This window comes from Priestia sp. BR_2 (genome assembly GCF_041954005.1).
Taxonomy (GTDB): Bacteria; Bacillota; Bacilli; order Paenibacillales; family Paenibacillaceae; genus Paenibacillus_AQ; species Paenibacillus_AQ lautus_A.
In genome coordinates, this window is sequence record NZ_JAVFHM010000276.1 from 1 (window position 1) to 24,392 (window position 24,392).

Consider the following 24,392-nt stretch of genomic DNA (forward strand, 5'->3'; position numbering starts at 1 on the left):
CGGAGGGTTCCCGGCAAGCGGACGGTTCATGGTCTGAAAGAATCAAGAAGTCGTTGCGCAGCATCATGCCAAGGTATACGGAAAAGCCAAGGTTGGAGCTCCTCCGATGTCGGTGCCCCATCTGGACACAAGATACATCGATAACCAAAAAGCACTGCTCTTCGGTCCGTTTGCCGGCTTCTCGCCGAAGTTCCTAAAAACGGGTTCGAATTTCGATTTGATCGGTTCCGTCAAGCCGAATAACGTCTTCACGATGCTGGCGGCGGGGGTTAAAGAAATGGCGTTGACCCGATACCTGATCCAGCAGGTGGTGCTATCGAATGAGAAGCGCATGGAAGAGCTGCGCGAGTTCATCCCGAACGCGAAGAGCGAGGATTGGGAAATCGTCGTGGCGGGCCAACGCGTACAAGTCATTAAGGATACGGCTAACGGAAAGGGCACGCTGCAGTTCGGGACCGAAGTGGTTAGTGCCGCGGATGGTTCGGTCGCAGCCCTGCTCGGTGCTTCGCCCGGGGCTTCGACGGCCGTTCACGTGATGCTTGAGGTATTGCAGAAATGCTTCCCGCAGCAGATGAAGGAATGGGAACCGAAAATCAAGGAAATGATTCCTTCTTACGGGATGTCGCTTTCGAAGAATCCGGCCCTCTTTGAAGAAATTCAAGATACGACTTCAGAAACGCTAGGTTTAAGCTTAAAAGCACTGGTGCATAGTTAATCCCTTCCATGACGAAGACCAACCCGGTATACCGGGTTGGTTTTTTTATGCTGCCAAGCATCACAGATAACAATATTTCGGATAATATTGAAAGTTTACAGGATATTATGAATGGACCAAGCCTCTTATAATGAGTTAAAGAAAGCAGCTTGATAACACTTACATAGCAATCATGAGGAGGCTTATCCATGAAAATCACCCGGCATGCGGAAAATCCGATAGTAGTGCCTGGACTCTACGATTGGAGAAAGGTGACGGTATTCAATCCGGCCGTCATTATCGATAACGGAAAATTCTATATGATTGAACGGACGGCAGGATCCCTGACTCCCTGCAAGAACTACCTGGGTTTGCTGGAAAGCACGGACGGCGTGCATTTCACCCATGTGCTGGACGAACCGGTGGTAACGCCGGACCAGCTGGGATTCCCCTATGGCAGCATCCAGGACCCGCGAATCGTCAAGATCGACGACACCTTTTATTTGAACTATGCCTTGCGCCCGTGCGCCATGAACTATTACCCGACGGGAGCCGGCATCCCCGAACGCTCGATTCCCGAATATCCGGACGGCTGGGGCGAAGAGGAAGGCCATTGGCTGACGCGGTCCGGGATCCTGACTTCGAAGGATCTCATTCATTGGGAGTACCTGTGCGATACAACGCCGCTTGATATCAATGATCGCGACAACATTCTGTTCCCGGAGAAAATCAACGGCAAGTATGTGCTGCTTCGCAGACCGGAAGAATATGTAGGGGAGGAATACGGAACCGAAAAAGCGGCCATGTGGATCAGCTACTCCGAAGACTTGGTGCATTGGGACGAGCCGAAGCTGTTGGCAAAAGCCGAGAACAACGATTGGGAGTTTAAAAAAATCGGCGGCTCGACGCCTCCGGTGCGGACGGACAAAGGCTGGCTGGTGCTCTACCACGGCGTAGACCAAGATACGGTGTATCGCGTGGGGGCTTTGCTGCTGGATCTGGAGAATCCCGAGAAAATCATCGCCAGAACCCGCCGGTTCATTATGGAGCCGGAGACGTATTATGAAAAATTCGGCTATCAGATCCCGAACGTCATTTTCCCGACAGGCAATGTGGTCAAGGACGGTCTCCTCTATATCTATTACGGCGTAACCGATACGGCAATTGCCCTCGCAACGGTACCGTTGGATGACTTAGTGGATTATATTTTGAACGAACCGCAATAAAGACGCTTCAGGGCGTGGCAAATGACTTAGTTCAATGCCACGCTTTCCGTAGAACCTAAGATGTAAGCGATACCATTAAAATGGAAAAACGTGAATTTAATGTAATGAAAATTAACGCATTTGAGAGAAATGTGATGAATAAGAAGCCCGTTTTGTCCAAAATGACTTAAAAAAATTAGATGAAATCGTTTTTTTAGCGGATATTGGGATCGCTAACCCGATTGTATAATTAATATATCTTATATTGTTAAATATAAGAACATGATATGTAATGTATAAAGAGAGGGGTATATTAAATGAAAACGTCTAAGAAGCTTAGAACGATGCTGCTCACCGGAACAGCTGCGCTGCTGCTCATGTCAACCGTCGCTTGCGGCTCCGGAGAGAAAGACGCTGCCGAACCGGAAAAGGTTACCTTGAACATCATGCATCCATGGACATCGCCGAACGTGGATAACGAGGTGTACAAAGAGCGGATCGCCGAATTCGAAAAACAGCATCCCGACATTATCATCAAGCAGGACGGGGTAGCGGCAACGGAGTATAAAACGAAGCTGCGCACGTTGGCTGCCGCCAACAACCTGTCGGATATCAACGTCGTATGGCCTGGTGCCGACCTGGCTCCTCTGGTAGCCGGGGATCTGCTGATGCCGCTGGATGACCTGATGGATAACTGGAATGATATTTTGCCTGAGGACGCGTTGGCCGGATTTAACCAGAACGGCAGTCAATTCGCCGTGCCGACCAAACAAACCTTCGTGGACATTATTTATTACAATAAAGAGATGTTCGCCGGGGTCGGTTATGACCAATTTCCGGCTACCTACGACGAATTCATCGATGCGGTGAAAAAGCTGAAGGAAGCCGGCATTACGCCGATCTCCTTGGGCAACAAAGAGAAATGGCCGCTTCAATCGTCCTTCTTGTCGATTATCGGGGACCGTTACGTAGGCAGTGACTTCTTGCAGAAAATTCTGAACAAGGAAGCCAAATTTACCGATCCCGAATACGTGAAAGCGATTGCCGTCATCGACGAACTGTCCAAGCTGGGAGCATTCAATACGGATGCGAACAATATGGATTCCGTCCAAGGGCAGGACTATTTTATTCAAGGCAAAGCAGCGATGCATATTTCTTCTTCTACCGTTGACGGAAGAATCCGCATCAACAACGAGGAAGGGGACAAATTCGGCATTGCGCTCTTCCCGAGCGTCCCTGGCGGATCCGGCGATCCGGTGAAAAGCGCGGGCGTCGTTCAGTACGGCATCTCCATTAAAAAAGGATTGAGCGATGAAAAGAAAGCGGCTGCCGAGGAATTTATTAAGTTTTTTGTCAATGAGGACCTGTACAAAGATCTGATCAGTAAAGGCGTTGTCGTACCGGCCAACGTTGAAATTCCTGAAGATGCGAGCCCGTATCTCAAGGAGATGCTGGAGTTGACCAACAAGGGAACGGCACCGGTGTTCGACAGCGTCATTCCGACGCAAGTTACCGACGTCATGCAGAACGGATTGCAGGCTCTGACCATCGGCAGAGGGACGCCGGAGGAGCTCGCCCAAGAGGTTCAGGAAGCTTTCGACAGCATGAAGTAAGTTGCGAATTTCCTTCCTTAAGTCAAGATCATGATGGCACAAAGAAAAACCCGGCAGCGGGTTTTTCTTATTAAAGGCAGAAAGAAAGGAGTTACGCCAATGCATACGCTTAAGCATACGAAATGGGCTATATTCTTGGGCTTGGCGCCAGCACTCATTATCTATATATGTATTGCCATATTTCCCATCGGCTTATCGGTTTATTATTCATTAATGAACTGGGACGGAATCACGCCCATGCGTTTTATCGGGCTGGACAATTTCGTAGATATTTTCAAGGATGATATTTTTTGGCTGTCCGTTAAGAACAACATCATTATCATGTTTACCGGGATAGCGGGTCAGATCCCGCTTGGTCTGCTGCTGGCCCTGCTGCTGAATCGAGGACTCAAGGGCTCCAGCTTCTTCCGGACCATCGGATTCCTGCCGGTCGTCATTTCATCGGTTATGGTATCCCTGATCTGGGGCATGGTGTACAACACGGAATACGGGATGCTGAATAACCTGCTCGGCGTTCTGGGTCTTGAGAGCTGGCAGCAAAATTGGCTGGGGGATCCGTTCTGGTCCATGATCTCCATCAGCATCGCTTATATATGGCAAAACTGCGGCTTATATATGATCATTCTATTGGCCGCGCTGCAGAATATCCCCGATGAAGTCAATGAGGCGGCTGCCCTGGACGGCGCGACTGGTCTAAGCCGGATCATGCGGATTACGATCCCGATGATCCGAGGAACATTGCTCGTGTCCGTTGTCTACAGCATCAGCAATTCGTTCCGCGTGTTCGATCTGATCCAGATCATGACGGGCGGCGGACCGGCACATGCGACGGAGGTTATGACCGTCTATATGTACAACAACTCGTTTATGAATATGAGATTCGGCTACGGCAGTGCAGTGTCCGTATTGATTCTGCTGTTTAGCCTTATCGTCATCACGATCGTAAATCGATTGGCGAGAGAAAAGGAATAGAAGGGAGAGGGAGGAGATGTACAGACAAACGAAATGGTTCCATTTATCGGCATACACTTTTTTGGGGATATTCGCTATTATTAATATAATCCCTTTCTTTTGGATGATCGTAGATTCGTTCAAAACCGAGCAGGAATATGCGGCGAACCCGTTCTCCATACCGACCGAGCTGCAGTTCTCCAATTACGCGAAGGCATGGGAAGTGGCGAATATGGATACCTACTTCCTTAACAGCATCATCGTAACGGTCGTATCGTTGGTCGTGACGGTCCTTCTAGGATCGCTTGCGGCATACTTCTTGGCAAGGTTCAATTTTAAGCTGCGCGGTGCAACTTACGCGATATTTCTGCTGGGCATGGTCGTTCCGATTCATGCGACCTTGATTCCGATTTTCTTGATCATGCGGAATCTGCATTTGCTGGATACCCACTTATCGCTGATCCTTCCATACACGGCGTTCCATTTGTCCTTGACGATCTTTATCCTGGAGGGTTTCATGAGAGGGTTTCCGAAGGATTTGGAGGAGTCGGGCGTCATGGACGGCGCGGGCGTATTCAAGATTTTCTGGTCGATCATATTACCGATCACGCGTCCGGCGATTTCAACCGTCGTGATCTTGAACTTTATCTATAATTGGAACGAGTACTTGTTCGCACTCGTCTTGATCAGTTCATCGTCGCTGAAAACATTGCCGCTTGGGCTCGCCAACTTTGTCGGCATTGAGACGGCCAGCCTTACGCTGCAAATGGCTGCGTTGACGATCGCGCTTATACCGATCATTATTTTTTACCTGCTCCTGCAAAAGCAGCTCGTTAACGGCATGACGGCAGGCGCAGTCAAAGGTTAATCCGGTTTCAGCTCAACATCATGAAGTCATCGAAAGAGGGAATGGACATGCGCAGCAGTTTGGGCTGGATCGGGAATTATGGTCTGAAACAGAAGGCTCTGGTCATTTTCCTCTTTTTTGTCATTCTGCCTACGCTGGGGGTCGGCGTCCTGGCCCAAGACAAGCTGAACGAAGTGCTGCGCGGCCAATTTATCCAATCAAGCCAACGCAGCCTGGAGATCGTAACGAACCAGCTGGAAGAACAAACGGCCATGATCGAGGATATCGCCGATTATTTGATATTGAGCAATGACATGCGCCAATACCTGCGCCTTGATCCACCGCCAGAGAGCGGGAGGGCGGAGCAGTTGAAGCAGAATCTCGAAGGATTCCTGACGTTTCAGCTCATGTCCAAAAACTATATCAAATCCATTTCGATTACCGGGTTTAACGGCAATTCCATCGAGATGGGCGAGCCGATTCACGGCAACGAAGAGTCTTGGAACCGGCTGGCGGACGAGCATAAAGGCGGAATCGTGTGGAGCAACGGCTATCCTTCCACCAGCGGCTGGTATGGTGAAGTAAACCTCGTCTCATTGTTCCGGGTTCTGAATTCCTATGACGAGATCACGCTCCCGCTGGCTAGGCTCGTCATCCGCATGGATGAAGCCAGTATTCTTAAACAGCTGCAGCGGGGGTTGACGCGGGACGAAGGCATGGTATTCATTGTGAATGCCGAAGGACAAATCGTACTCCCCTCCAAAGAATTGCTATCCTTGGATATCGGCGATGGGAAAGCGATTACGGATATCATAACCGCCGGGACGATGGGCTCTTCCACGTACCGACACGACGGGGAAGCGTATTTGACCTTTCATCAACGGATGGAGAATACCGATTGGACGATCGTTTCCATGGTGCCCAAGGCTGCGTTGGATCAGGATGTACGCGGCGTATCCATCTTGATGCAGGTTATTCTCATCGGAATTCTCCTGTTGGGCTTATCGGCCTTGATCGGGTTCCACTATACGATTATCAGGCCGATCCTGCGCCTGAAGATTGAGACCAATCGCGTAAAGCTCGGCGATTTCAACGCCCGGGTCCCCATTCGTTCCAAGGATGAGATTTCCGAGCTGAACCGCAGGTTTAACGACATGGTCTCCACGATTCAGGAACTGATCGAGCATAAATACAAGCTGGAACTGAGGGAGCGCGAATCCGAGCTGCGCCTGCTGCAGGAGCAGATGGATCCGCATTTTCTCTATAATACGCTGGATATGATCCGCTGGACCGCCAGGCTGGAGAAGGCCGTCGAGTCCAGCCAGCTCATCGAAATTTTGTCCCGATTCCTGCGTTCCAGTCTGAACAATGGCCATTACGAGACCAGCCTTGCTAAAGAAATGGAATTCGTACGCTCTTATTTGTATTTGCAGCAGAGACGGCTGGGGCGTAAACTGAAATATGCGCTTTACATGGAATATGATCTGGCGAATTCGCTTACCTTGAAGGCTACCATTCAGCCTTTGGTCGAGAATTTTCTCAAGCATGGCCTTGATCGGCGCGAGCCGGTCGCCAGAATAACGGTCATCGCGTATAAGCGGGAGGACGAGATTTGGATCGACGTGCAGGATAACGGCCGGGGTATGGACGATTCTACTTTGGAAGAAGTCAGGGAATCCCTGCGAATCGGAGTCCAAGCCGGCCGCACACGAGGTGCGCTCAGCAACATTCATGAACGTTTATACCTATTTTTCGGAGAACGCTACGGACTGGAAGTGATTGAGGCTTCATCGCAAGGAACCTTGATTCGCCTCAAGCTTCCATATTCTGAAACCTACGGTGGTGAATCGTACGATGCAACACGTGAAGACAGTAAAAATGCTGATCGTTGACGATGAACCGGTGATCTGTCAGGGCTTGCACTATACCATTGACTGGGCGGATTATGGAGTCGAGGTCGTCGCCGAGGCTTATGACGGCAATGAAGCTTTGCAGGTGGTGCAGGAACACGAGATTGATCTGGTTCTGACGGACATCCGAATGGAGGGAATGGACGGGCTTCAGCTTGCTAAGGAGCTGAAGCTCCGTCATCCTCAGATTCGGGTCATCATGATCAGCGGTTATGAGGAATTCGAGTATGCCCGCCAAGCCATCAAGCTTGATGTAACCGATTACTTGCTGAAGCCCGTCGATATTGACGAATTGGTGGCCGCCGTGACCGGAATCGTGGAAGACATTCGCAACCAAGATATCCGTGTCGACGGATCATCGAAGGATGCGGAGCTGTGGCTTTCCGACATGGCAGCGCATAATGAAACTTCATTGGCCAAGGCGGTGCCCGGCGATTTAGTAAACGGTGCCGAATATAAACTCATGGCTACGCAGCTGGAGAAGTTCTCGAACCTTGCAGCTTCCGTATCGGAACAGGATTTAACGATGCTGCAGCATGTATGGATCCGGACGGTTCGTGAAAACCTCGAAACCAGCGGAATTCGTCAAGTATCCGTGTTTGTGCATAAAAATCTGCTGTTGACCCTGCTGATGACGGATCAGCCGCGCCCGAAGCGGCAGTGGGATGAAATTCTGCAGGCGATGCTGGATGCCTGGCCGGAAGAGCATCGTTTGTATGGCGCGGTATCGGATGCTTACGCTTCCCTGGACCAAACGGCAGCCATCTGCTCGCAGGTGCGAGCGTTATTGCCTTATTATGCCTTGGAACAGCGCCCCTTGCTGGATCGAGAATATAAGTCCGAGGTGGATAACGGCCGGGCCAAGCACGATTTCGACAGTGCCGACATGGTCTCGAAACTGTCCGTGGCATTATTCAAGCAGGATGCCGAAATGCTGGAAGAGCTAATCGACGGCATGTTCCGATTCTTCCGGGATCAGCGGTACCTGTTGACGGATATGGTGAACGTGTGTGATGAACTGTCCATCATGCTGCGGCAGCGACTTCGTCAAAGCGGCCTGACCCAGCTGGAGCATGGCCTGGAGAGAACGATCGACCTGGAGGTGTTCAATCATCCCGACGCGATTCGTCTGGCGATATCCACGGAAGTGTTTGATCTGCTGCAGCTGATCGACAGGGTCGGCATCGACAGATCGTTCTGGATCATTGAGAAGGCCAAGAAGTATATGGCGGATCATTATCTGAGCGACCTGAAAGCGTCGGAAGTGGCAGCGTATTTAAAGATTACGCCCAGCTACTTCAGCAATATTTTTAAACAAAGCACGGGAAAAAGCTTCAGCGAATACATGAACGAATTGCGCATCAACGAGGCGAGAAAGCTGCTGCTGACGACGCAGGACAAGGTGTTTGAGATTGCCGACCGCGTCGGTTACAAAGAATACAAGTATTTTGTATCCGTCTTCAAACTGTACACGGGCATGACGCCCAAGAAATATCGGGTCTTGAATATCAAAGAATGATTAAAAGCATGACGACCAGGATGGAAGGAGTATGGGGAATATGGAGAAATATCGGAATGCTGCGCTCCCCGTAGACGAGCGCGTAGAGGATTTATTGTCCAGAATGACGCTGCGGGAGAAGGTCGGGCAGCTGAACCAGCACTTGTACGGCTGGATGGCATATCGGCGAAGCGAAGGGACCGAAACGGAGTTTGAACTGACCGACCTATTCAAGGAGCATGTTGAATGGGGGGCCGGCATGGGGGCGCTGTACGGTCTGTTCCGGGCGGATCCTTGGTCCGGGGTGACCTATGAGAACGGGATTCCTACGCAGGACAACGCGAAGGTGGCGAATGCCATTCAGCGTTACGTGATCGAACACAGCCGGCTCGGCATTCCCGTCCTGCTCTCCGAGGAATGCCCCCACGGCCATCAAGCGCTTGACGGAACGCTTCTGCCCGTCAATACGGCCATCGGTTCCACCTGGAATCCCGAATTAATTGAGAGCGCCTATTCCCATGTGGCCTCCGAGATCCGCAGCCGAGGCGCGCATTTAGGCTTGGTCTCGGTACTGGACATCCTGCAGGATCCGCGGTGGGGACGCTCCGAGGAATGTTACGGAGAAGATCCTTACCTGGCTGCGCGAATGACGGAGGCGGTTGTGTTTGGCATGCAGGGAAGAAACCCGGAAGAATGGAAGAGACACGATAAGGCAGCTGCCGTGCTCAAGCATCTATGCGCTCAAGGAGCAGGGCAGGGCGGACGGAACGCAGGCCCGGTTCCCGCAGGCGAGCGGGAGCTGCGGGAAATCCACCTGCCTGCCGCGGAGGCGGGGATCAAGGCAGGGGCGGCTGGCGTCATGGCGGCCTATAATGAACTCGACGGCATTCCATGTCATGCCAATGATAAGCTGTTAACCGGCATCCTGAGAGATGAATGGGGATTTGATGGGATTGTCATGGCGGATGGAACGGCCATCGACCGTTTGGTGTCCATTACGGGAGACTATGAGTCGGCAGCGGCGCTTGCTCTCTCATCCGGGGTGGATCTAAGCCTGTGGGACAAGTCGTTCACGACGCTTGAACAAGCGGTGGAGCAAGGGAAGGCCGATATGGAGAGCATCGACCGCGCGGTTGGTCGGGTGCTTGGCCTGAAATTCCGGTTGGGGCTGTTCGAGCAGCCGTACGTTGACGAGGGCTTGGCTGCTTCGACCGTGAACAATGCAGCCGCCCGAGCGTTGAACGTTTCCGTTGCAAGAGAAGCGGTTGTGCTTCTTAAAAACGATGAAGGCGTACTGCCATTGAATCACAGCAGTATCAAACGGCTGGCGGTCATCGGTCCTAATGCGGACCGTCTCTACAACCAGCTCGGGGATTACACCAGCGTTCAGCGCGAGGGCAGCGGAGTCACGGCGCTTCAAGGCATTCGGATGGCTGCTCCCGAAGGCACGGACATCGTCTTCGCTCCAGGATGCAGCGTTCGAGGCATGTCCACCCAGGGCTTGCCTGAAGCAATCGAAGCGGCCCGTTCCGCGGACGCGGTCGTGCTCGTGCTTGGCGGCAGCAGTGCTCGTCAATTCGGGGGCACGTTTGACAATAACGGCGCAGCGATCGTAGCAGAGGGGGATCCGACGGAAATGGACTGCGGGGAAGGAGTCGATCTAGCCGAACTTCGCTTAGGCGGGATACAGGAGCAGTTGGTTCGGGAAATTCACGCGATCGGCAAACCGGTGATCACCGTGCTCATTCAGGGACGTCCGCTCGCCGTCGGCGAGGTGGCCGAGCTTAGCGATGCCTTGCTATGCGCTTGGTATCCCGGCAGCGAAGGGGGCCGTGCCATCGGAGAAATCCTGTTTGGCCAAGTGAACCCGAGCGGAAAGCTGCCCGTCTCGATTCCACGCTCCGTAGGTCAATTGCCGGTTTATTACAATCAGAAAAACGCAGGGCGCCCTCGTCCCTATGTCGATATGCCGTCCAAACCGTTATATCCGTTCGGATTCGGCTTGAGTTACAGCTCGTTTGAATATGGATCTCCGGCCATCTCCCAGAACGAAGTGACGCTTGACGAGCTTCGCTCCGGAAGTCGTGTCGAGGTGTGCGTGGAGGTGAAGAACAGCGGAAAGCTAAAGGGGGACGAAGTCGTACAGCTTTACATACAAGCCGATCAATCAGGGATTACCCGCCGACTTCGAGAATTGAAGGGATTCAAGAAGGTAATGCTGGAGCCCGGGGACAGCACCACCGTTACGTTCGAGCTCGGCTTCGAGGAACTGGCCATCTGGAACCGCAACATGGATTACGATGTCGTCCTTTGCCGAGTTAACATCGTTGTAGGCGGCCACTCGGATTGGGAGAACAGTGTTGTTGAGTTGAAGGTAAAAGCCTGAAGCGTAAGCCTATTTCAAAGGGTTTGCCTACATGTCTAAGCTATCGATGTTTTTGGAGACAGCATTCCATGCTGTCTCTTTTCGATGTGATCAGCCGCCTTTCGTTTGACACAAAGAAGGAATCGGGATAATATGTAAGGAAAATACGGAAAATGATATTATTTATATATTTTCCGGGATGGAGGACAAATTTCATTGAGAGAACGAATTGTCGAGGCGGCAAGCAAGGAAATCCGGAGAAGCGGATTGCGATTTACGATGGGTGAACTGGCCAAACAGCTGGGGATGAGCACGAAAACCCTGTATGGCGTTTTCCCTTCCAAAGATGAGCTAATTGCCGAAATTCTCGAGGGGGCGATCGATGAGCTTCAGCATAAAGAGAAGGAAATCATGAATAACGCGAGCCTCAGCACATTGGAGAAACTTAGACGATGTCTGATTCTTATCCCGGCTGATTTTCAGTTTATCGAGCTAAACCTCATCACGGAGCTGCAGCGTTATTATCCTAACCAATGGAACCGCCTCGACCAATTTCTAAATAAGCAATGGGGCAGCATTGCCGAATTATTTCAGGAAGGCATTCGTCAAGGCTTGCTCCGGCCGTTTAACGCCAAAATATTCATTGATCTGTATGTAGGGGGCTTTTATCGGTTAATGGAGGACTCGGCGGCAAACAGGAGCAGCATGACCCTTCAGGAGGGCCTGCGCGATATGGGAGAGATTCTTTTGGCCGGTATCATCAAGAGGGAAACTTGAGCCAACGATAGACCACGAAGGAGAAGAGAGGGTATGCCTTGAGCAAAACATTAAAAGGTTTGTTCTTAGTGACGGATATCGGATTTATTAGTTATTGGGTCATTACCGCACTTGCCTTAATTCCTAAAGAGTATTTATATCAGGATTATACCAATGAGCTGTTGGTTGTTTGGAATTGGTCGTTCTTTCCGCTGGACATATTCATATCCGTGACCGGGATGTACAGTCTGTACTTACATAAACGAAGAAATGCGAAATGGAAAAATCTCGCCTTAATCTCGCTTACCCTAACGTTTTGTTCCGGGCTGCAGGCGATCGTTTTTTGGATCATCAAGTCGGATTTCGACCTCATGTGGTGGGTGCCCAACCTGTACCTTTTGTTGTATCCGTTGTTATTCATCCCTAAACTGCTAGAGACAAAGGAAACATTCGCCGAATCTTAAAGCGGATGCTCCTTTTCTTTATTATCTCTTGAACGTTCCAATTGAAAAAAAGGGCTAAAGGACCATGATTTCCTAAAACTTTAAGTATGATAAGCACAGGAAATCCCTGGGGGAAATGGTAAACTCAAAGTGTACATTCACTACCTAGGAAAGGGGGCGCCGAGGAACTCACGGAATTCTATCATTTCATGGAGGTGGATTGATGTTTGACGTTCAAGGGCTGAGCCTTAAGAAAAGGCAATTTAAATTACTCACGTCCTTCATCCTTGCAATGCTTATCTTTTGTATGTCCGGTTTGCCCGCGTTCGCGGCAACCCCAGAGAAAACCGTCAACGCTTCGGCAACGCTTGCCTACAATTTAAAAGGGCTTCAACACAACGTGGCTGTTCAAAAAGCCTACATCGCGGATAAATATCTGTATGTCACGCAGCGTTCCAAGGGAACCTGCTATCTTTCAAGATTGCTCATTAACGGCAATGACGCTACTTTTGTAGATAAAATGACCGTCACCAACACGGGGCACTGTCAAACGCTGGATATGTATACGTACAACGGCGTCAATTATTTCTATTTCAGTTCAAAAGCGGATCCTTCAACCGATTATTACTGGTCGCTTCAGGTAGCAAGACTGCAATATTCGGCCGGCAAGACGGTCGATTATACGGATCTGCATCGCTTTACCTATATGAATTACGCCAATAAAACGGGAGCAAGGCTGGGCGAGACCTACCGGGTTGATGGCGGCGGCAACAGTACGCATACGGTGTTCCGCGTTCAAACGAAGGAAGGAACCGTGACCTGGTCCATTTATGACACGGTCGCGCTCAATAAGCTGCTTGACAGCAATGAACAGGTGCGGATGGACAGCGCAGCCGCGGTGAACGCAGCGGTTGGCAGCTTCACGCAATCGGGCAGCGGCATCGTCAGACCGAACGGATCCTTCCAGGGGGCGGATATGCTCGGCCAAACGAAAATCTATACGTCAGGCGGAGCCGAAGGCGAAACCCCGCAGATTGCCATGATGACGAATACCGGGACTTTCAAAACCCTCGTGAAAATTACGAATGTAGGCAACCATGAAATCGAGGGAGTTCAGACCAAGAACGGCAACGTATATTTTACGATCGTGACGGATCCGGTCAATAAGCAGAATACGCAGAAGGTATATTACGTTCCGGACAGCATTTTTAACTGACGCCTAGGCGGGTTTTGACTCATTGAATAGTTGCGATCAACCAAGCGAATGTAAGTCGCAGGTCACAGGCTGGACCATATTAAGTGTGTCTAGTCTGTTTCTTTTTTACCATTTTAAAGGAGCAGCTCTTGGCTTGATCTGGCGAAAATAAAACCCGTATATAATCAATTTGATTCTTACGATATTAATCTGACTATTGGAAGGAGATTCGTTCATGAAAAAAAGCCTCATTTCGCTAATCGCTTGTTTGTTCCTCATTCCCCTGTTTGCAACGGGCGTCATGGCAGCGGGAAAGGGTCAAGGCAAAGAAGTAAGCACCACCGTAATGTCTTACAATATCCATCATGGGGTAGGAATCGATGGTCAGCTGAGCCTGCAGAGAATTGCGGATGTGATCCGCGACTCCGGCGCTGAGATTGTCGGGCTTCAAGAAGTGGATCGGCATTACGGGGAACGAAGCGATTTTAAAGACCAAGCCAAGGAATTGGCTGATTTGCTCGGCTATCATTACGCTTATGGCGCGAATCTTGATTTGGAACCGGGGGAAGGACAAACAAACAACCGTCAATACGGGACAGCCATCGTGAGCAAGTATCCGATACTCCGATCCGAGAATACATGGTTAAGCAGCTTCGGGAAGGAACAGCGCGGCGTTCTTCATGCCGTCGTTAATCTGAGAGGAATCCATGTGGATGTCTACAACACGCATCTCGGGCTGGATGTCACCAGCAGAACGGCACAGGCTCAGGAAATCATTGACCTTGCTTCCGGCTCCCAGGGACCTGCGCTTCTCCTGGGGGATTTTAATGCGGAACCGGACAGTTCAGAGTTTCAATTACTGTTAAACAGCGGTTTATTCGTAAACAGCTTTGTGGGAATAGACGATGCTTATACGTTCCCTGTCATCAATCCGTCGGCAACCATCGATTATATTCTGACTTCCCCTAACGTCCGGCATGCCAATCAACGCGTGATCCAAACCGAAGCATCGGATCATCTGCCGATTGCAGCCGATGTGGTATTCAAGCGATAGGTACTAGCATCGGGGAGAATAAGTTCTAATTGGATCTCAGCATGACCGGGGGCTTCCACCAAGCAATTGCTTGGTGGAAGCCTCTTTGCATTTAGGAGATAAATCGATTTTCTTCCCTTTACAGTTTTTTTACCGTCCTGTCTATATCGATAAAATAGGTTATGCTACGATACAAGCACAGGGAGGGAGTGTGCATGATAACTTGGAGATTACCGCTGATTGTATTGACGTGCCTAAGCATGGCCGTAACAGGCTGCATGCAGCGCAGCAGCGGGCAGGGCACGGACGGCATATTTTCGCACTCGGCAGCTTCGAAAATGGCCGTTACAGGTGCAAAGACAAAGCTTAAGTTCTGGTCGACGGGGCGGCATGACGCGAACTATATCAAAGAGGTGATTCATCGCTATAACCAAGAGAATCCCGATAACATTGAGGTTGAGATGACCGTGATGGCGGATGATTTTGCCCAATCATTGGATTTGTCTTTTGCCAGCGAACAATCACCCGACATCTTCACCCCGATCGATCTCGCTGAAATGACCCGTAAAGGCTACGTGGAACCATTGAACGAGTATATAACGCCCGTAATCAGAAGCAGGTTCGGGAAGCAGGCCTTTATCGAAGGATATAACGTATTCGATCAATGGATATACAGCCTTCCTAACAGCGGATCCACCTTACGGCTTATTTATAATGTTGAGCTGTTTGCGCGGGCCGGCATCACCTCTCCTCCGAAATCTCTTGACGAGTTAGTGGAGGCTGCTTGGAGAATCACCGAGATTGGAAAAGCAGAAGGCGTTTACGGGTTCGCGCTGCCCTATAAAATTCCGGCCAGCGCCCTCGGCCGCTCCGCCGTTCCGATAGCTGAAATAAGCGGCATCAGCGGCGATGGTTATGACTTTTCAACAGGTACCTATGACTTCTCAGGCTTAAAACCGATTATTGGCGCATTCCGGGCCATGATGGAGAATGGCAGCACGCTTCCGGGAGCTGAATCCCTGGATATCGATCCGCTCCGGGCGCAGTTTGCCGACGGTAAGATCGGGATGTATCTGTCCTATTCTTCGGAACCCGGCATTTATAAATTTCAATTTCCGGCAAAGATCAAATGGGGGGCGGCACTTCCCCCGTCGATTGACGGAACCTATAAAGGAGTGATCAATCAGGGAGTGGGAGCGACGAGATGGCTATCGATCAGCAGTCAATCGCAGCATAAGGAGGAAGCATGGAAGTTTCTCAGCTATATGTACAGCGATGAAGTCCTGATCGGGTACCAGGAAGCCGGACTTGGCATTCTATCCGTGGAATCGATAGCCAAGAAAGCCAAGAAGCCTGACATCGAGGGCATCGACGGCTTTATACCAGGCGATTATGACGGGATATGGCCTGCGTCGCCTCAAGGATTCAAACCAAACGGAAGGGAGTGGGAGGACGAATTCGTAAAGTATATCATGATCGGCGGTGACCTTGATCGATTGGTTGAAGACTTGAACGCGCGTTACAATGCCGCATTGGATCGGGAACGGGCTGCCGGCAGAGTGAATATGCAAGCCATCCCGGAGTTTGATCCGCTGCATCCTCAGGATCGTCTTATGGCAAGTGATTGATCTTATTCAAAAAGGACAACTGCTGCCACAACCGAAAATAGAGACGGAGGATGTTGATTTATGCTCTACCGACTATCGTTCAGACGCCGAATTTGGATCGCGTTCATGCTTATCGTTATTTTTGCAGTCACCACCGCAGGCGCGCTTAGCTACGTCATCGCCGAGGAAGTCGTGAAGGACAACGCTTATCAGCTTAGTCAGGATACGATCGTTAAAACTTCGAAGGTATTGGATGAGAAGCTGAATCATATCTCGCAAGCGGTTTACTCGATGATGGTCAATACGGCTTACCGAAGAGCGTTAGGGATGGACAGCAGCTATTCGGGCTCGGAGAATTACTATACGCATCTATCGGGGCTGCAATCGACTTTTGTACAGACCAAGCTCACGGAACCTCTTATCGATTCCATTCTTATCGCAACGCGTGAGGGAGACTATTATCAGACGAGTCAGCAGCGTAATTTCTCCCATTCGTTTTATGATTCGGCGCTCTATACGTATATCAAAAGCGAGCGGCGCAAGCTATGGGTGGCCGGTCATGAGGATCTTTTCTTTGCCAGCAGGGAGAAGGTCATTTCCTTTGTAATGGAGGGTATCCCATCCCATTACATCGATGATAGTTATGTTGTAGCGAATGTCAAAATCGACTCGATTCGATCATTAATCGTTTCGGAAGACACAAATCGTAAGCCTTTCCTTCTCCTGGCCTCATCCGATGGGAGCGATGCTTTAATCGAAGATTCCGTCATAACGGATAAGTTGAAACAGGATCCTGAGTATATGGCTGCTTTAACAGTTGAGCAGGGAAGCTTCGAATATTCGGACCAAGGCGATGAATACCTGGTTAACTTTACCAAGCTGGGTGGAGTGAAGGAGTGGACGCTATTCAGCTTTCTGCCTAAAGCTGAATTGATGAAGCAGATGGACAGCATTAAATTGACGATTCTCGGGGTGATCACGGGATGTTTGCTTGTATCTTTTGCTTTTGCGAATATGCTGACACGTTTGCTCGTAAGACCGTTAAGCCATCTGCAATCGTTAATGAAACGGGTGGAGATGAACGATCTTAACGTCCGTTATGAAAGCGAATACAATGACGAGATCACGCAGGTCGGTTATCGCTTTAACCGGATGCTGGAAGAGCTTAATCACATGTTTGACGTGGTGAAGCAGGCAGAGACGGATAAACGTCAGTCCGAGATGAGAGCCCTGCAGGCTCAAATTGATCCCCACTTTCTATATAACACGCTGAATACGGTTTATTGGAAAAGCCAGCTGAATCAATTGGAGGATGTTCAGGAAATGGTGCTGTCCCTGTCACAGCTGTTCCAGCTCGGCCTCAATCGAGGCAAGGAGATGACGTCCATTGAGCACGAGTTACTCCACGTTGAGGAGTATTTAAAAATTCAGCAGAGATGTTATGAAACGCTGTTTACCTATTCCATCGAGGTCGATCCCCTGGTCGATATGCAGCAGCCGATCCTAAAAATCATGCTGCAGCCGCTGGTTGAAAACTCCATCCTGCATGGCTTTAATGATCGCAATGATGGTGGAATTATTCGGATCCAAGTTAAACAGGATGATACCCATCTATATTTCATCGTGGAGGATAACGGATTAGGATTTAGCGAAAATAACGCAGCGGATCCAGAGCTTCGGGAACCGGCTGCCTTTGCTTCATCGGGTTATGCGCTGCATAATGTTCGATTGCGATTACAACTTCAGTATGGAAGCAAGGCCGGCTTGCATATGGAAAGCGAACCTAACCTATGTACTCGGGTCTCGATCATCATCCCCCGTTTACCAGTACCCGAAGGGAGTTGACTTAAGGACGATGAGCGTTATATCGACAACGATATGTTTCATTGACGATATTCAGAGCGTGGTCGACGGCATATCCAAGCAAATCAGCTGGGAACGTCATGGGATCACGGTATGCGGAACGGCCATAAATGGAGAAGACGGATTGAACCTGATCACAACAAGCAAACCGGATATCATCGTGACCGACATTCGAATGCCGAAGCTCGACGGTTTGGAATTGACCCGGCGCGTCAAAGAATTGCTGCCGCGCAGCAAGGTCATCTTGATGACGGGTTTCAGTGATTTCGAATATGCGAAGCAAGCCGTTCAGCTTGGAGCGTTCAACTTGATTACCAAGCCTTTTTCGCTGGCCCATATTGAGGAGATTGTTGTAAAGGCCAAAGAAGAGATCGAGGCGCTGCGAAACCAAGAGCATCATATCGCTGATTTGGAGCAGCGGGTTCAAGAGAGTATGCCGTTTCTGCGTCAGGAATTGTTTGCATGGCTGCTGCATCATAAGGTGAATGAGCAGGAAGCGAAGCAACGGTGGGAATATGTTAAGCCTGATTTGGAGCCCAGGCATCTGCTCGTTATGATTCTTGAAATCGACGGTTATGACGACAAGTATCGGGATTCGCCGATGAACGAACTCGAGCTTGCCAGGTTCGCGTTGAAAAATATTACGGAAGAGACCATCGCTTTATATACTAGGGGACTGGTATTCCGGGACTCGGCAAACCGTCTGGTAGCGGTGTTGAATGCGCCGTTATCAGATTCAGCGGCAGCAATAGCGGAGGCGTGCTGTCACCATGTGAGCGTATATACATCTTTAACGGTATCCATAGGAATTGGCAGAATCGTTTCGTATATCCACGACTTGTATGCATCGTATGATCAAGCTTTGCATGCACTGTCGTATCATTTCTATACCGGCGGCAATGCGGTTATCTCCTATGAAGAGGTGGCTAACACGGAAATGTCCTTGCCGCGCAGCATTCGAAGTGCAGAACAAGAGATGGTGTACGCAATACAATCCGGCAACGTCAGTCAAGCCATAATGAGACTCGATCACATCCTCGACGAGTTTAAGGACAGGATACCGCTTCCCAAACCGGAATATTTCATCAGCCTATATTATGAGCTAGCATATATGATGCTTCGGGCGATACAAGAGAAGGTACCGATGAATGAATTGGCCGATTTGAGCTCGATCGTTCGGGAAGGAAGGGTGAGCTCCGAGAGATCCTTGGCGGACATGAGAAGGGTGCTGCATCACATCGTAACGCTGGGCTGTGAACGCATCGAGAATCAGAGCCGTTCCGCGGCCGTGAAAATCATTCAGGATGCCATTCAATATGTAAACTCCAATTTGGATCAGGACATCAGCCTTAGTGCTTGCGCGAAGGCGGTTCACCTGAGCCCCAGCTATTTTGCCGGCTTGTTCAAGAAAGTGACGGGGATGGCATTTAGTCATTATGTTACCCAGATACGGATCGAGGAGGCTAAGCGTTTGCTCTTGGAGGATCGGCCGATCCAGGAAATTGCAGAGTCTCTTGGTTATGCGGAGCGCCGTTATTTTAGCGACGTTTTCAAAAAGTATACGCAGATGACGCCATCGGAGTTTAAGCAGGCGCACCTAGACAACAACTTTCCATTGCAAAAGGAGGGAGTTCGTGAATAGCCGCATTGAGGAAGCCATTGATTGGCCGGTGTTTATGTCCAGGCACGACATGTTATGGTCGACGCGTCCGATCAGCTGGGATGAAGGGGCGTTTCTTGGAAACGGCATGCTGGGCGCGATGATGTATAGCGAGGAACACCGGGATAAACGGAACGTGCTGCGCTTTGTGCTTGGACGGTCGGATATCACCGCATCACGCCCGGGTAATCGGGATTTTTCGGTACGCGTGCCCATCGGCGAGCTCGCTTTGGAGCTGGAGGGCTGGATTTATCAGCCCTGCGAAATCCGATTGGATTTATGGAATGCTGAGCTTAGAGCGGTTATACCGACAACCAAAGGGGAGGTCAGGATTCGCGCGCTGATTCATGCAACGGCTCCGGTACTTCTTGTGGAGCTGGAGGCAGATGAAGGGGAACACGATGCGAAGCTGAAGTGGTACGCTTATCCGGAGGTTGACCCCGTATTGAAGAATGCGGACGGGATTAATCTCAACCAGTTTATTCCCGAAACCACTGTTCAGCATTTGAAATCCGGCGAGATATCGATCGGCGTCCAGGAATATGGAAGCGGGGAAGGCTGCACTACAGCTTGGCTTACATGCCGCCCTGATCCGACCGAACGAAAGTTGGGGAAATGGAGCAGGCAAACCTGTATCTTAACCGTCATGAAAGGGGTGGAAAATACCGTTCGCGATCAAGCGGTTCAAGAGCTTCGGGCTGTCCCCCTCTCAACCATCGGTTGGGAAGCTTGGCTGCATGCCCATCGCCAATGGTGGCATCATTATTACCCGGAGAGTTTCATATCCATACCGGATACGCAGCTGGAGAGCTTTTACTGGATTCAGATGTATAAGCTGGCTTCTGCGACCCGAGCGGACTCACTCCCTATCGATAATCAAGGTCCGTGGCTCACTTCCACGCCATGGCCGGGGTTATGGTTCAATATGAATGTTCAGATGAGTTATTCCCCAATCTATACGGCGAATCGTCTCCATCTCGGCATGTCGCTGATTCGCTCATTGCAGGAGCATCAGGAGCAGCTGATCCGAAACGTTCCCGAAGCCTACCGTAAGGATTCGGCCGGACTCGGCCGGAGCTCCAGCTATGACCTGCACAGCCCGGTCACGGATGAAGTGGGGAATTTAACGTGGGTCATGCATAACTGCTGGCGTCACTGCCGTTATGCCATGGACGACAATATGCTGCAAGACGTGGTCTATCCACTCCTGCGGCGCAGTGTGTGTTTATATTTGCATCTTCTTGAGGAAGGGCAGGACGGCCGACTTCATTTACCACCGACGGTTTCGCCTGAATACGGCTCCTTCAAGCAGTTGAAGATTGCCGATGCCCATTATGATTTGGCCCTGCTGCGCTGGGGATGTGAAACCTTAATCCGCATCACGGATAAGCTCGGCATTCATGATTCGCTGCATGATCGCTGGCGGGAGGTCCTGGACCGATTGGTACCCTTTCCGGTCGATAGTTCCGGTTATATGATCGGCGAGAATCAGCGCTTGGATTTTGGACACCGGCATTTCAGCCACCTGCTGGCAGCATTTCCGCTGCAACTCGTAGGCGATACCGAAGAGGAGAGGGAGCTTATCCTTCGCTCGCTCCGCCATTGGATCGGACTTGAAGGAGATTTGCGCGGATTCAGCTTCACCGGAGCAGCCTCGATTGCAGCCATACTCGGACTAGGCGATGAAGCATTGGCGTATTTAAGAAGCTTAATGCATCTCATCAAGCCGAACACCATGTATAAAGAGGCGGGACCGGTCATCGAAACGCCGCTCGCGGGGGCGGAGTCGATCCATGATATGCTGCTCCAGAGCAGAGGGGAGCGAATCAGCGTTTTCCCCGCTGTTCCTGAGGAGTGGCCGGAGGCGGTATTTCATCGGCTGCGGTCGGAAGGCGGCTTTCTTGTGAGTGCTGTTCGGGAGGAGGGGCGTACCGCTTGGATACATATTTGCAGTCTTGCGGGTGGATCGTGCCGAATCGCAACGGATATGGTTTCATCACCGGATGCCGGCTTGGTATTGGAGATCGGGGGCATGTCCACAGTATGTCCGATCCAGGCTGACGGATGGATCCATCTGGTTATGCAGGCGAGAGAAGAAGCTTATATATACAGCGATCATTGGAGCGGATCTTCGCCTTTCAAGATCTCGCCCATTCCTGCAGAGAAGGGGAAATGCAATATGTTCGGCAGCCGCAAGCCATGGAGGCTGTACGGAATTCCCCGTTAACCGTATAAATGCCGAAAGCCAACTACAGATCTAGTCCGAAGAGCAGCCTTATCCCCATCAAGGCTGCTCTTATCATAAACAGCAGGTGATAAGGAGGAATAATCGCATGTTCAGCACCCTTCGCAAATATAACCGCAGCGTCATTACGGCATGGCTGTTCTCTTATATTACCGTATTAATGGTGCCAGTCCTGATCAGCTTTGTGCTCTATTCGATCTCGTACCATCAAGTGAGGAGCGAAACCAACCGGGCAAACGGGTTACTTCTTCAGCAGATGGAAATGTCCATTGACAGCAAGCTGAAGAGCCTTGAGCGATTAAGCCTGGAAATTGCGTTAAACAAGGAGATTTCTGCATTTTCCAGCGCGGAGCTCCCGCTTCGCGATCCTCAATATTATGATGTGTTCAAGATATCCGAGAGCCTGCGAACGTATAAAAATGCGAACGATTCCATCGAAGATATCTACGTCATGTACCTGAACAGCGGTACGGTTATATCAACGTTTGATCACACGAACGGCATGGGCCTCTATCAAAAGCTGAGACAGCCGGACGACACCTCCTATGATCAGTGGACGGATTTTTTCGAGCAAAGATATGTAAACGGTTACAAACCCATGGTGTTCAATGACGGCATGGAGAGCTTCCCGGTTGTCGTGTTCGCCCATTCCCTCGTATTCAACTCTCCGGCCCAGCCTTCGGCCGTTGTCCTGTTCTTGATCAAGGATTCGAAACTAATCGAGAGCGTTCCCCAGCAAAAGGGTGCCAATATGTTCATTATAGATGCGGAAAGCCGGTACATCGCTGCATCCGACAAGGATCTGGCCGTACCTGCAAATCTGCGTTATGAACATTTGCAAGGAGACAGCGGAATGATCTATATGAAATCGGATGCGGGGCAGACCGCGCTTTCCTATATTACGTCCCAAGTCACCGGCTGGAAATATGTATCGGTACTCCCGGCGGCTTTGTTTAATGAGAAAATGAAAAATTTACGCCTTTTGACATGGCTCAGCATAGCCCTATGCCTGATCATTGGAGGCTTGGTCACGGGATTGTTATTACGCCGAAACTATATGCCGGTTCAATTGATGCTGCACAGTTTATCCAAGCAATTCGGCCTCAGATTTGACCGGGGGGCCAATGAATACGCATTCCTGGAGGGGGCGATTCAACATCAATTCCATGAAAAAGCAGATATACAAACGCAGCTTCGCAAACATGGCAATACGATTCGAGCTCATTTGCTGCGGCGCCTCCTGAAGGGGTACGCCGATCATGATCAATCGCTCCAGAGCGCCCTCCCGGCCCACGATATCCGGTTTCGATCGGAGCGATCTGTCGTCATGCTGATATCGATCGATCATTTTGGCAAGTTTGAGCAGTTTGGCATCCGTGGGCTCCCGGATCAGAAGCAGCAAATGCTCTATTTCGTGCTGACGAATGTCCTTGAGGATACGGCATCCAATGAAGCGGTCGCTTTTACGACGGAAATGAACGATGTGCTTGCTTGTATTGTTAACTTTAGAGCAGAAATCCCTGAGGAGCAGGAGCTATCCGTTCTGAACCGAATGCTGGCCGAGGTCCAGGATTTCATGGGCAAACATATCGAAACGGAGCTTACGCTGGCCGTAGGACAGGTCCATACGGGCTTGCACGGCATCGCTCAATCTTATCAAGAGGCTCTAACCGCGCTTGAGTACCGCATTGTGATAGGGAGCGGCCAGTTTATCCAGTACAGCGATACTCTGATGAGTAAAGGTAAGCAGTCCCACCGTTTCTATTATCCTCTAAGTGTTGAGCAGCAGTTCGTTTATGTGGTGAAAAGCGGGAACTACGACAAAGCGGAAGCGATTCTTGAAGATATTTTTCAAGCCAATTTTACCAAGCACCCGGTTTCGGTTCCACTTGCCAAATGCCTGATGTACAACTTGGCAAGCACGATGCTGAATACCCTTGAGGAAGTGAAGGCGGGAAGCAAGCGAACATGGGAAGACCATTACATTGAAGTGAATCCATTGCTCGAGTGCGATCATGTTCCGGAGATGAAGGATCGGATGAAACAAATGCTCGGGGATGTCTGCGGATGGATTCTGGCCGAGAAACGGGATCATCATCGTTATTTCATCGAAGATGTCCGGCTGTATATCGAAGAGAACCTTTATGACCCGAGTTTGAATATTTCGATGATCGGCGATGCTTTTCAGCGGACTCCGTCTTACGTTTCGAGACTCTATAAGGATTACACCGGAGAAACCTTGCTGGATTCCATCAACCGTCTTCGTGTGGCTGAGGCGAAAGAACTGCTGGCCCATGGGAAACTTACCGTAAATGAAATCGCGGGCCGGGTCGGTTACGCGGATGTCAGCACATTTCTGCGAATCTTCAAAAAATTCGAAGGCATCACCCCCGGAAAATACCAGAAAACCGCGCTATAAACCGGATTTTGAGATGGCGAAACATCGATTTTTAAGAAATTGCCTGCGATTTTAGATTTTGTCTATGTTAACGGATTCGGTTTTATTG

At 50.3% G+C, this 24,392-nt stretch carries 16 protein-coding genes and 1 pseudogene; all 17 read left to right on the forward strand.

Going from position 1 to position 24,392, the window contains the following annotated elements; genetic code table 11:
- Nucleotides 1–715: pseudogene (locus RB298_RS21215) on the forward strand (malate:quinone oxidoreductase); the annotation flags it as partial.
- Nucleotides 716–903: 188 nt separating this feature from the next.
- Nucleotides 904–1,920: a glycoside hydrolase family 130 protein gene (locus RB298_RS21220; RefSeq protein WP_009592050.1), complete on the forward strand. Its 1,017-nt coding sequence runs from the start codon at nt 904–906 to the stop codon at nt 1,918–1,920.
- 296 nt (nt 1,921–2,216) lie between these two features.
- On the forward strand, nt 2,217–3,512 hold the full coding sequence (locus RB298_RS21225; protein WP_096773547.1) for an extracellular solute-binding protein: 1,296 nt from the start codon (nt 2,217–2,219) through the stop codon (nt 3,510–3,512).
- Between the two features lie 99 nt (nt 3,513–3,611).
- Nucleotides 3,612–4,484, forward strand: a complete 873-nt coding sequence (locus RB298_RS21230; protein WP_015735068.1) for a carbohydrate ABC transporter permease — start codon at nt 3,612–3,614, stop codon at nt 4,482–4,484.
- 16 nt (nt 4,485–4,500) lie between these two features.
- Entirely contained in the window at nt 4,501–5,331 is an 831-nt protein-coding gene (locus RB298_RS21235) for a carbohydrate ABC transporter permease (RefSeq protein WP_009592052.1), read from the forward strand.
- A gap of 47 nt (nt 5,332–5,378) precedes the next feature.
- Complete coding sequence (locus tag RB298_RS21240) at nt 5,379–7,202, forward strand: sensor histidine kinase (RefSeq protein ID WP_015735069.1); 1,824 nt, start codon at nt 5,379–5,381, stop codon at nt 7,200–7,202.
- On the forward strand, nt 7,165–8,739 hold the full coding sequence (locus RB298_RS21245; protein WP_096773549.1) for a response regulator transcription factor: 1,575 nt from the start codon (nt 7,165–7,167) through the stop codon (nt 8,737–8,739). The genes RB298_RS21240 and RB298_RS21245 overlap by 38 nt, the downstream gene beginning before the upstream one ends.
- A gap of 40 nt (nt 8,740–8,779) precedes the next feature.
- Entirely contained in the window at nt 8,780–11,104 is a 2,325-nt protein-coding gene (locus RB298_RS21250) for a glycoside hydrolase family 3 N-terminal domain-containing protein (protein WP_486048462.1), read from the forward strand.
- Nucleotides 11,105–11,299: 195 nt separating this feature from the next.
- Nucleotides 11,300–11,860: a TetR/AcrR family transcriptional regulator gene (locus RB298_RS21255; protein ID WP_096773550.1), complete on the forward strand. Its 561-nt coding sequence runs from the start codon at nt 11,300–11,302 to the stop codon at nt 11,858–11,860.
- A 38-nt stretch (nt 11,861–11,898) separates the two neighbouring features.
- The gene (locus RB298_RS21260) at nt 11,899–12,303 is read left to right on the forward strand and encodes a YvaD family protein (RefSeq protein ID WP_486048464.1); all 405 of its coding nucleotides are present in this window, start codon (nt 11,899–11,901) and stop codon (nt 12,301–12,303) included.
- A 202-nt stretch (nt 12,304–12,505) separates the two neighbouring features.
- Complete coding sequence (locus tag RB298_RS21265; RefSeq protein ID WP_036663222.1) at nt 12,506–13,498, forward strand: phage baseplate protein; 993 nt, start codon at nt 12,506–12,508, stop codon at nt 13,496–13,498.
- Between the two features lie 214 nt (nt 13,499–13,712).
- A complete protein-coding gene (locus RB298_RS21270) occupies nt 13,713–14,531 on the forward strand; it encodes an endonuclease/exonuclease/phosphatase family protein (RefSeq protein WP_096773552.1) in 819 nt (272 codons plus the stop codon).
- 194 nt (nt 14,532–14,725) lie between these two features.
- Nucleotides 14,726–16,138 (forward strand): ABC transporter substrate-binding protein, encoded by a 1,413-nt coding sequence (locus RB298_RS21275; RefSeq protein WP_176502387.1) that lies wholly within the window; start codon nt 14,726–14,728, stop codon nt 16,136–16,138.
- 60 nt (nt 16,139–16,198) lie between these two features.
- On the forward strand, nt 16,199–17,962 hold the full coding sequence (locus tag RB298_RS21280; protein WP_486048467.1) for a sensor histidine kinase: 1,764 nt from the start codon (nt 16,199–16,201) through the stop codon (nt 17,960–17,962).
- 10 nt (nt 17,963–17,972) lie between these two features.
- On the forward strand, nt 17,973–19,622 hold the full coding sequence (locus tag RB298_RS21285) for a helix-turn-helix domain-containing protein (protein ID WP_486048469.1): 1,650 nt from the start codon (nt 17,973–17,975) through the stop codon (nt 19,620–19,622).
- On the forward strand, nt 19,615–21,867 hold the full coding sequence (locus RB298_RS21290; protein ID WP_486048471.1) for a glycosyl hydrolase family 95 catalytic domain-containing protein: 2,253 nt from the start codon (nt 19,615–19,617) through the stop codon (nt 21,865–21,867). Before RB298_RS21285 ends, RB298_RS21290 begins: the two co-directional genes overlap by 8 nt.
- 106 nt (nt 21,868–21,973) lie before the next feature.
- Nucleotides 21,974–24,304, forward strand: a complete 2,331-nt coding sequence (locus RB298_RS21295) for a helix-turn-helix domain-containing protein (RefSeq protein ID WP_486048473.1) — start codon at nt 21,974–21,976, stop codon at nt 24,302–24,304.
- Nucleotides 24,305–24,392: the final 88 nt, after the last annotated feature.

What these genes read in the sequence shown, in the direction of transcription:
- RB298_RS21220 (WP_009592050.1), top strand. Translation starts at nt 904, where the DNA reads ATGAAAATCACCCGGCATGCGGAAAATCCGATAGTAGTGCCTGGACTC.
- RB298_RS21225 (WP_096773547.1), top strand. Translation starts at nt 2,217, where the DNA reads ATGAAAACGTCTAAGAAGCTTAGAACGATGCTGCTCACCGGAACAGCT.
- RB298_RS21230 (WP_015735068.1), top strand. Translation starts at nt 3,612, where the DNA reads ATGCATACGCTTAAGCATACGAAATGGGCTATATTCTTGGGCTTGGCG.
- RB298_RS21235 (WP_009592052.1), top strand. Translation starts at nt 4,501, where the DNA reads ATGTACAGACAAACGAAATGGTTCCATTTATCGGCATACACTTTTTTG.
- RB298_RS21240 (WP_015735069.1), top strand. Translation starts at nt 5,379, where the DNA reads ATGCGCAGCAGTTTGGGCTGGATCGGGAATTATGGTCTGAAACAGAAG.
- RB298_RS21245 (WP_096773549.1), top strand. Translation starts at nt 7,165, where the DNA reads ATGCAACACGTGAAGACAGTAAAAATGCTGATCGTTGACGATGAACCG.
- RB298_RS21250 (WP_486048462.1), top strand. Translation starts at nt 8,780, where the DNA reads ATGGAGAAATATCGGAATGCTGCGCTCCCCGTAGACGAGCGCGTAGAG.
- RB298_RS21265 (WP_036663222.1), top strand. Translation starts at nt 12,506, where the DNA reads ATGTTTGACGTTCAAGGGCTGAGCCTTAAGAAAAGGCAATTTAAATTA.
- RB298_RS21270 (WP_096773552.1), top strand. Translation starts at nt 13,713, where the DNA reads ATGAAAAAAAGCCTCATTTCGCTAATCGCTTGTTTGTTCCTCATTCCC.
- RB298_RS21275 (WP_176502387.1), top strand. Translation starts at nt 14,726, where the DNA reads ATGATAACTTGGAGATTACCGCTGATTGTATTGACGTGCCTAAGCATG.
- RB298_RS21280 (WP_486048467.1), top strand. Translation starts at nt 16,199, where the DNA reads ATGCTCTACCGACTATCGTTCAGACGCCGAATTTGGATCGCGTTCATG.
- RB298_RS21285 (WP_486048469.1), top strand. Translation starts at nt 17,973, where the DNA reads ATGAGCGTTATATCGACAACGATATGTTTCATTGACGATATTCAGAGC.
- RB298_RS21295 (WP_486048473.1), top strand. Translation starts at nt 21,974, where the DNA reads ATGTTCAGCACCCTTCGCAAATATAACCGCAGCGTCATTACGGCATGG.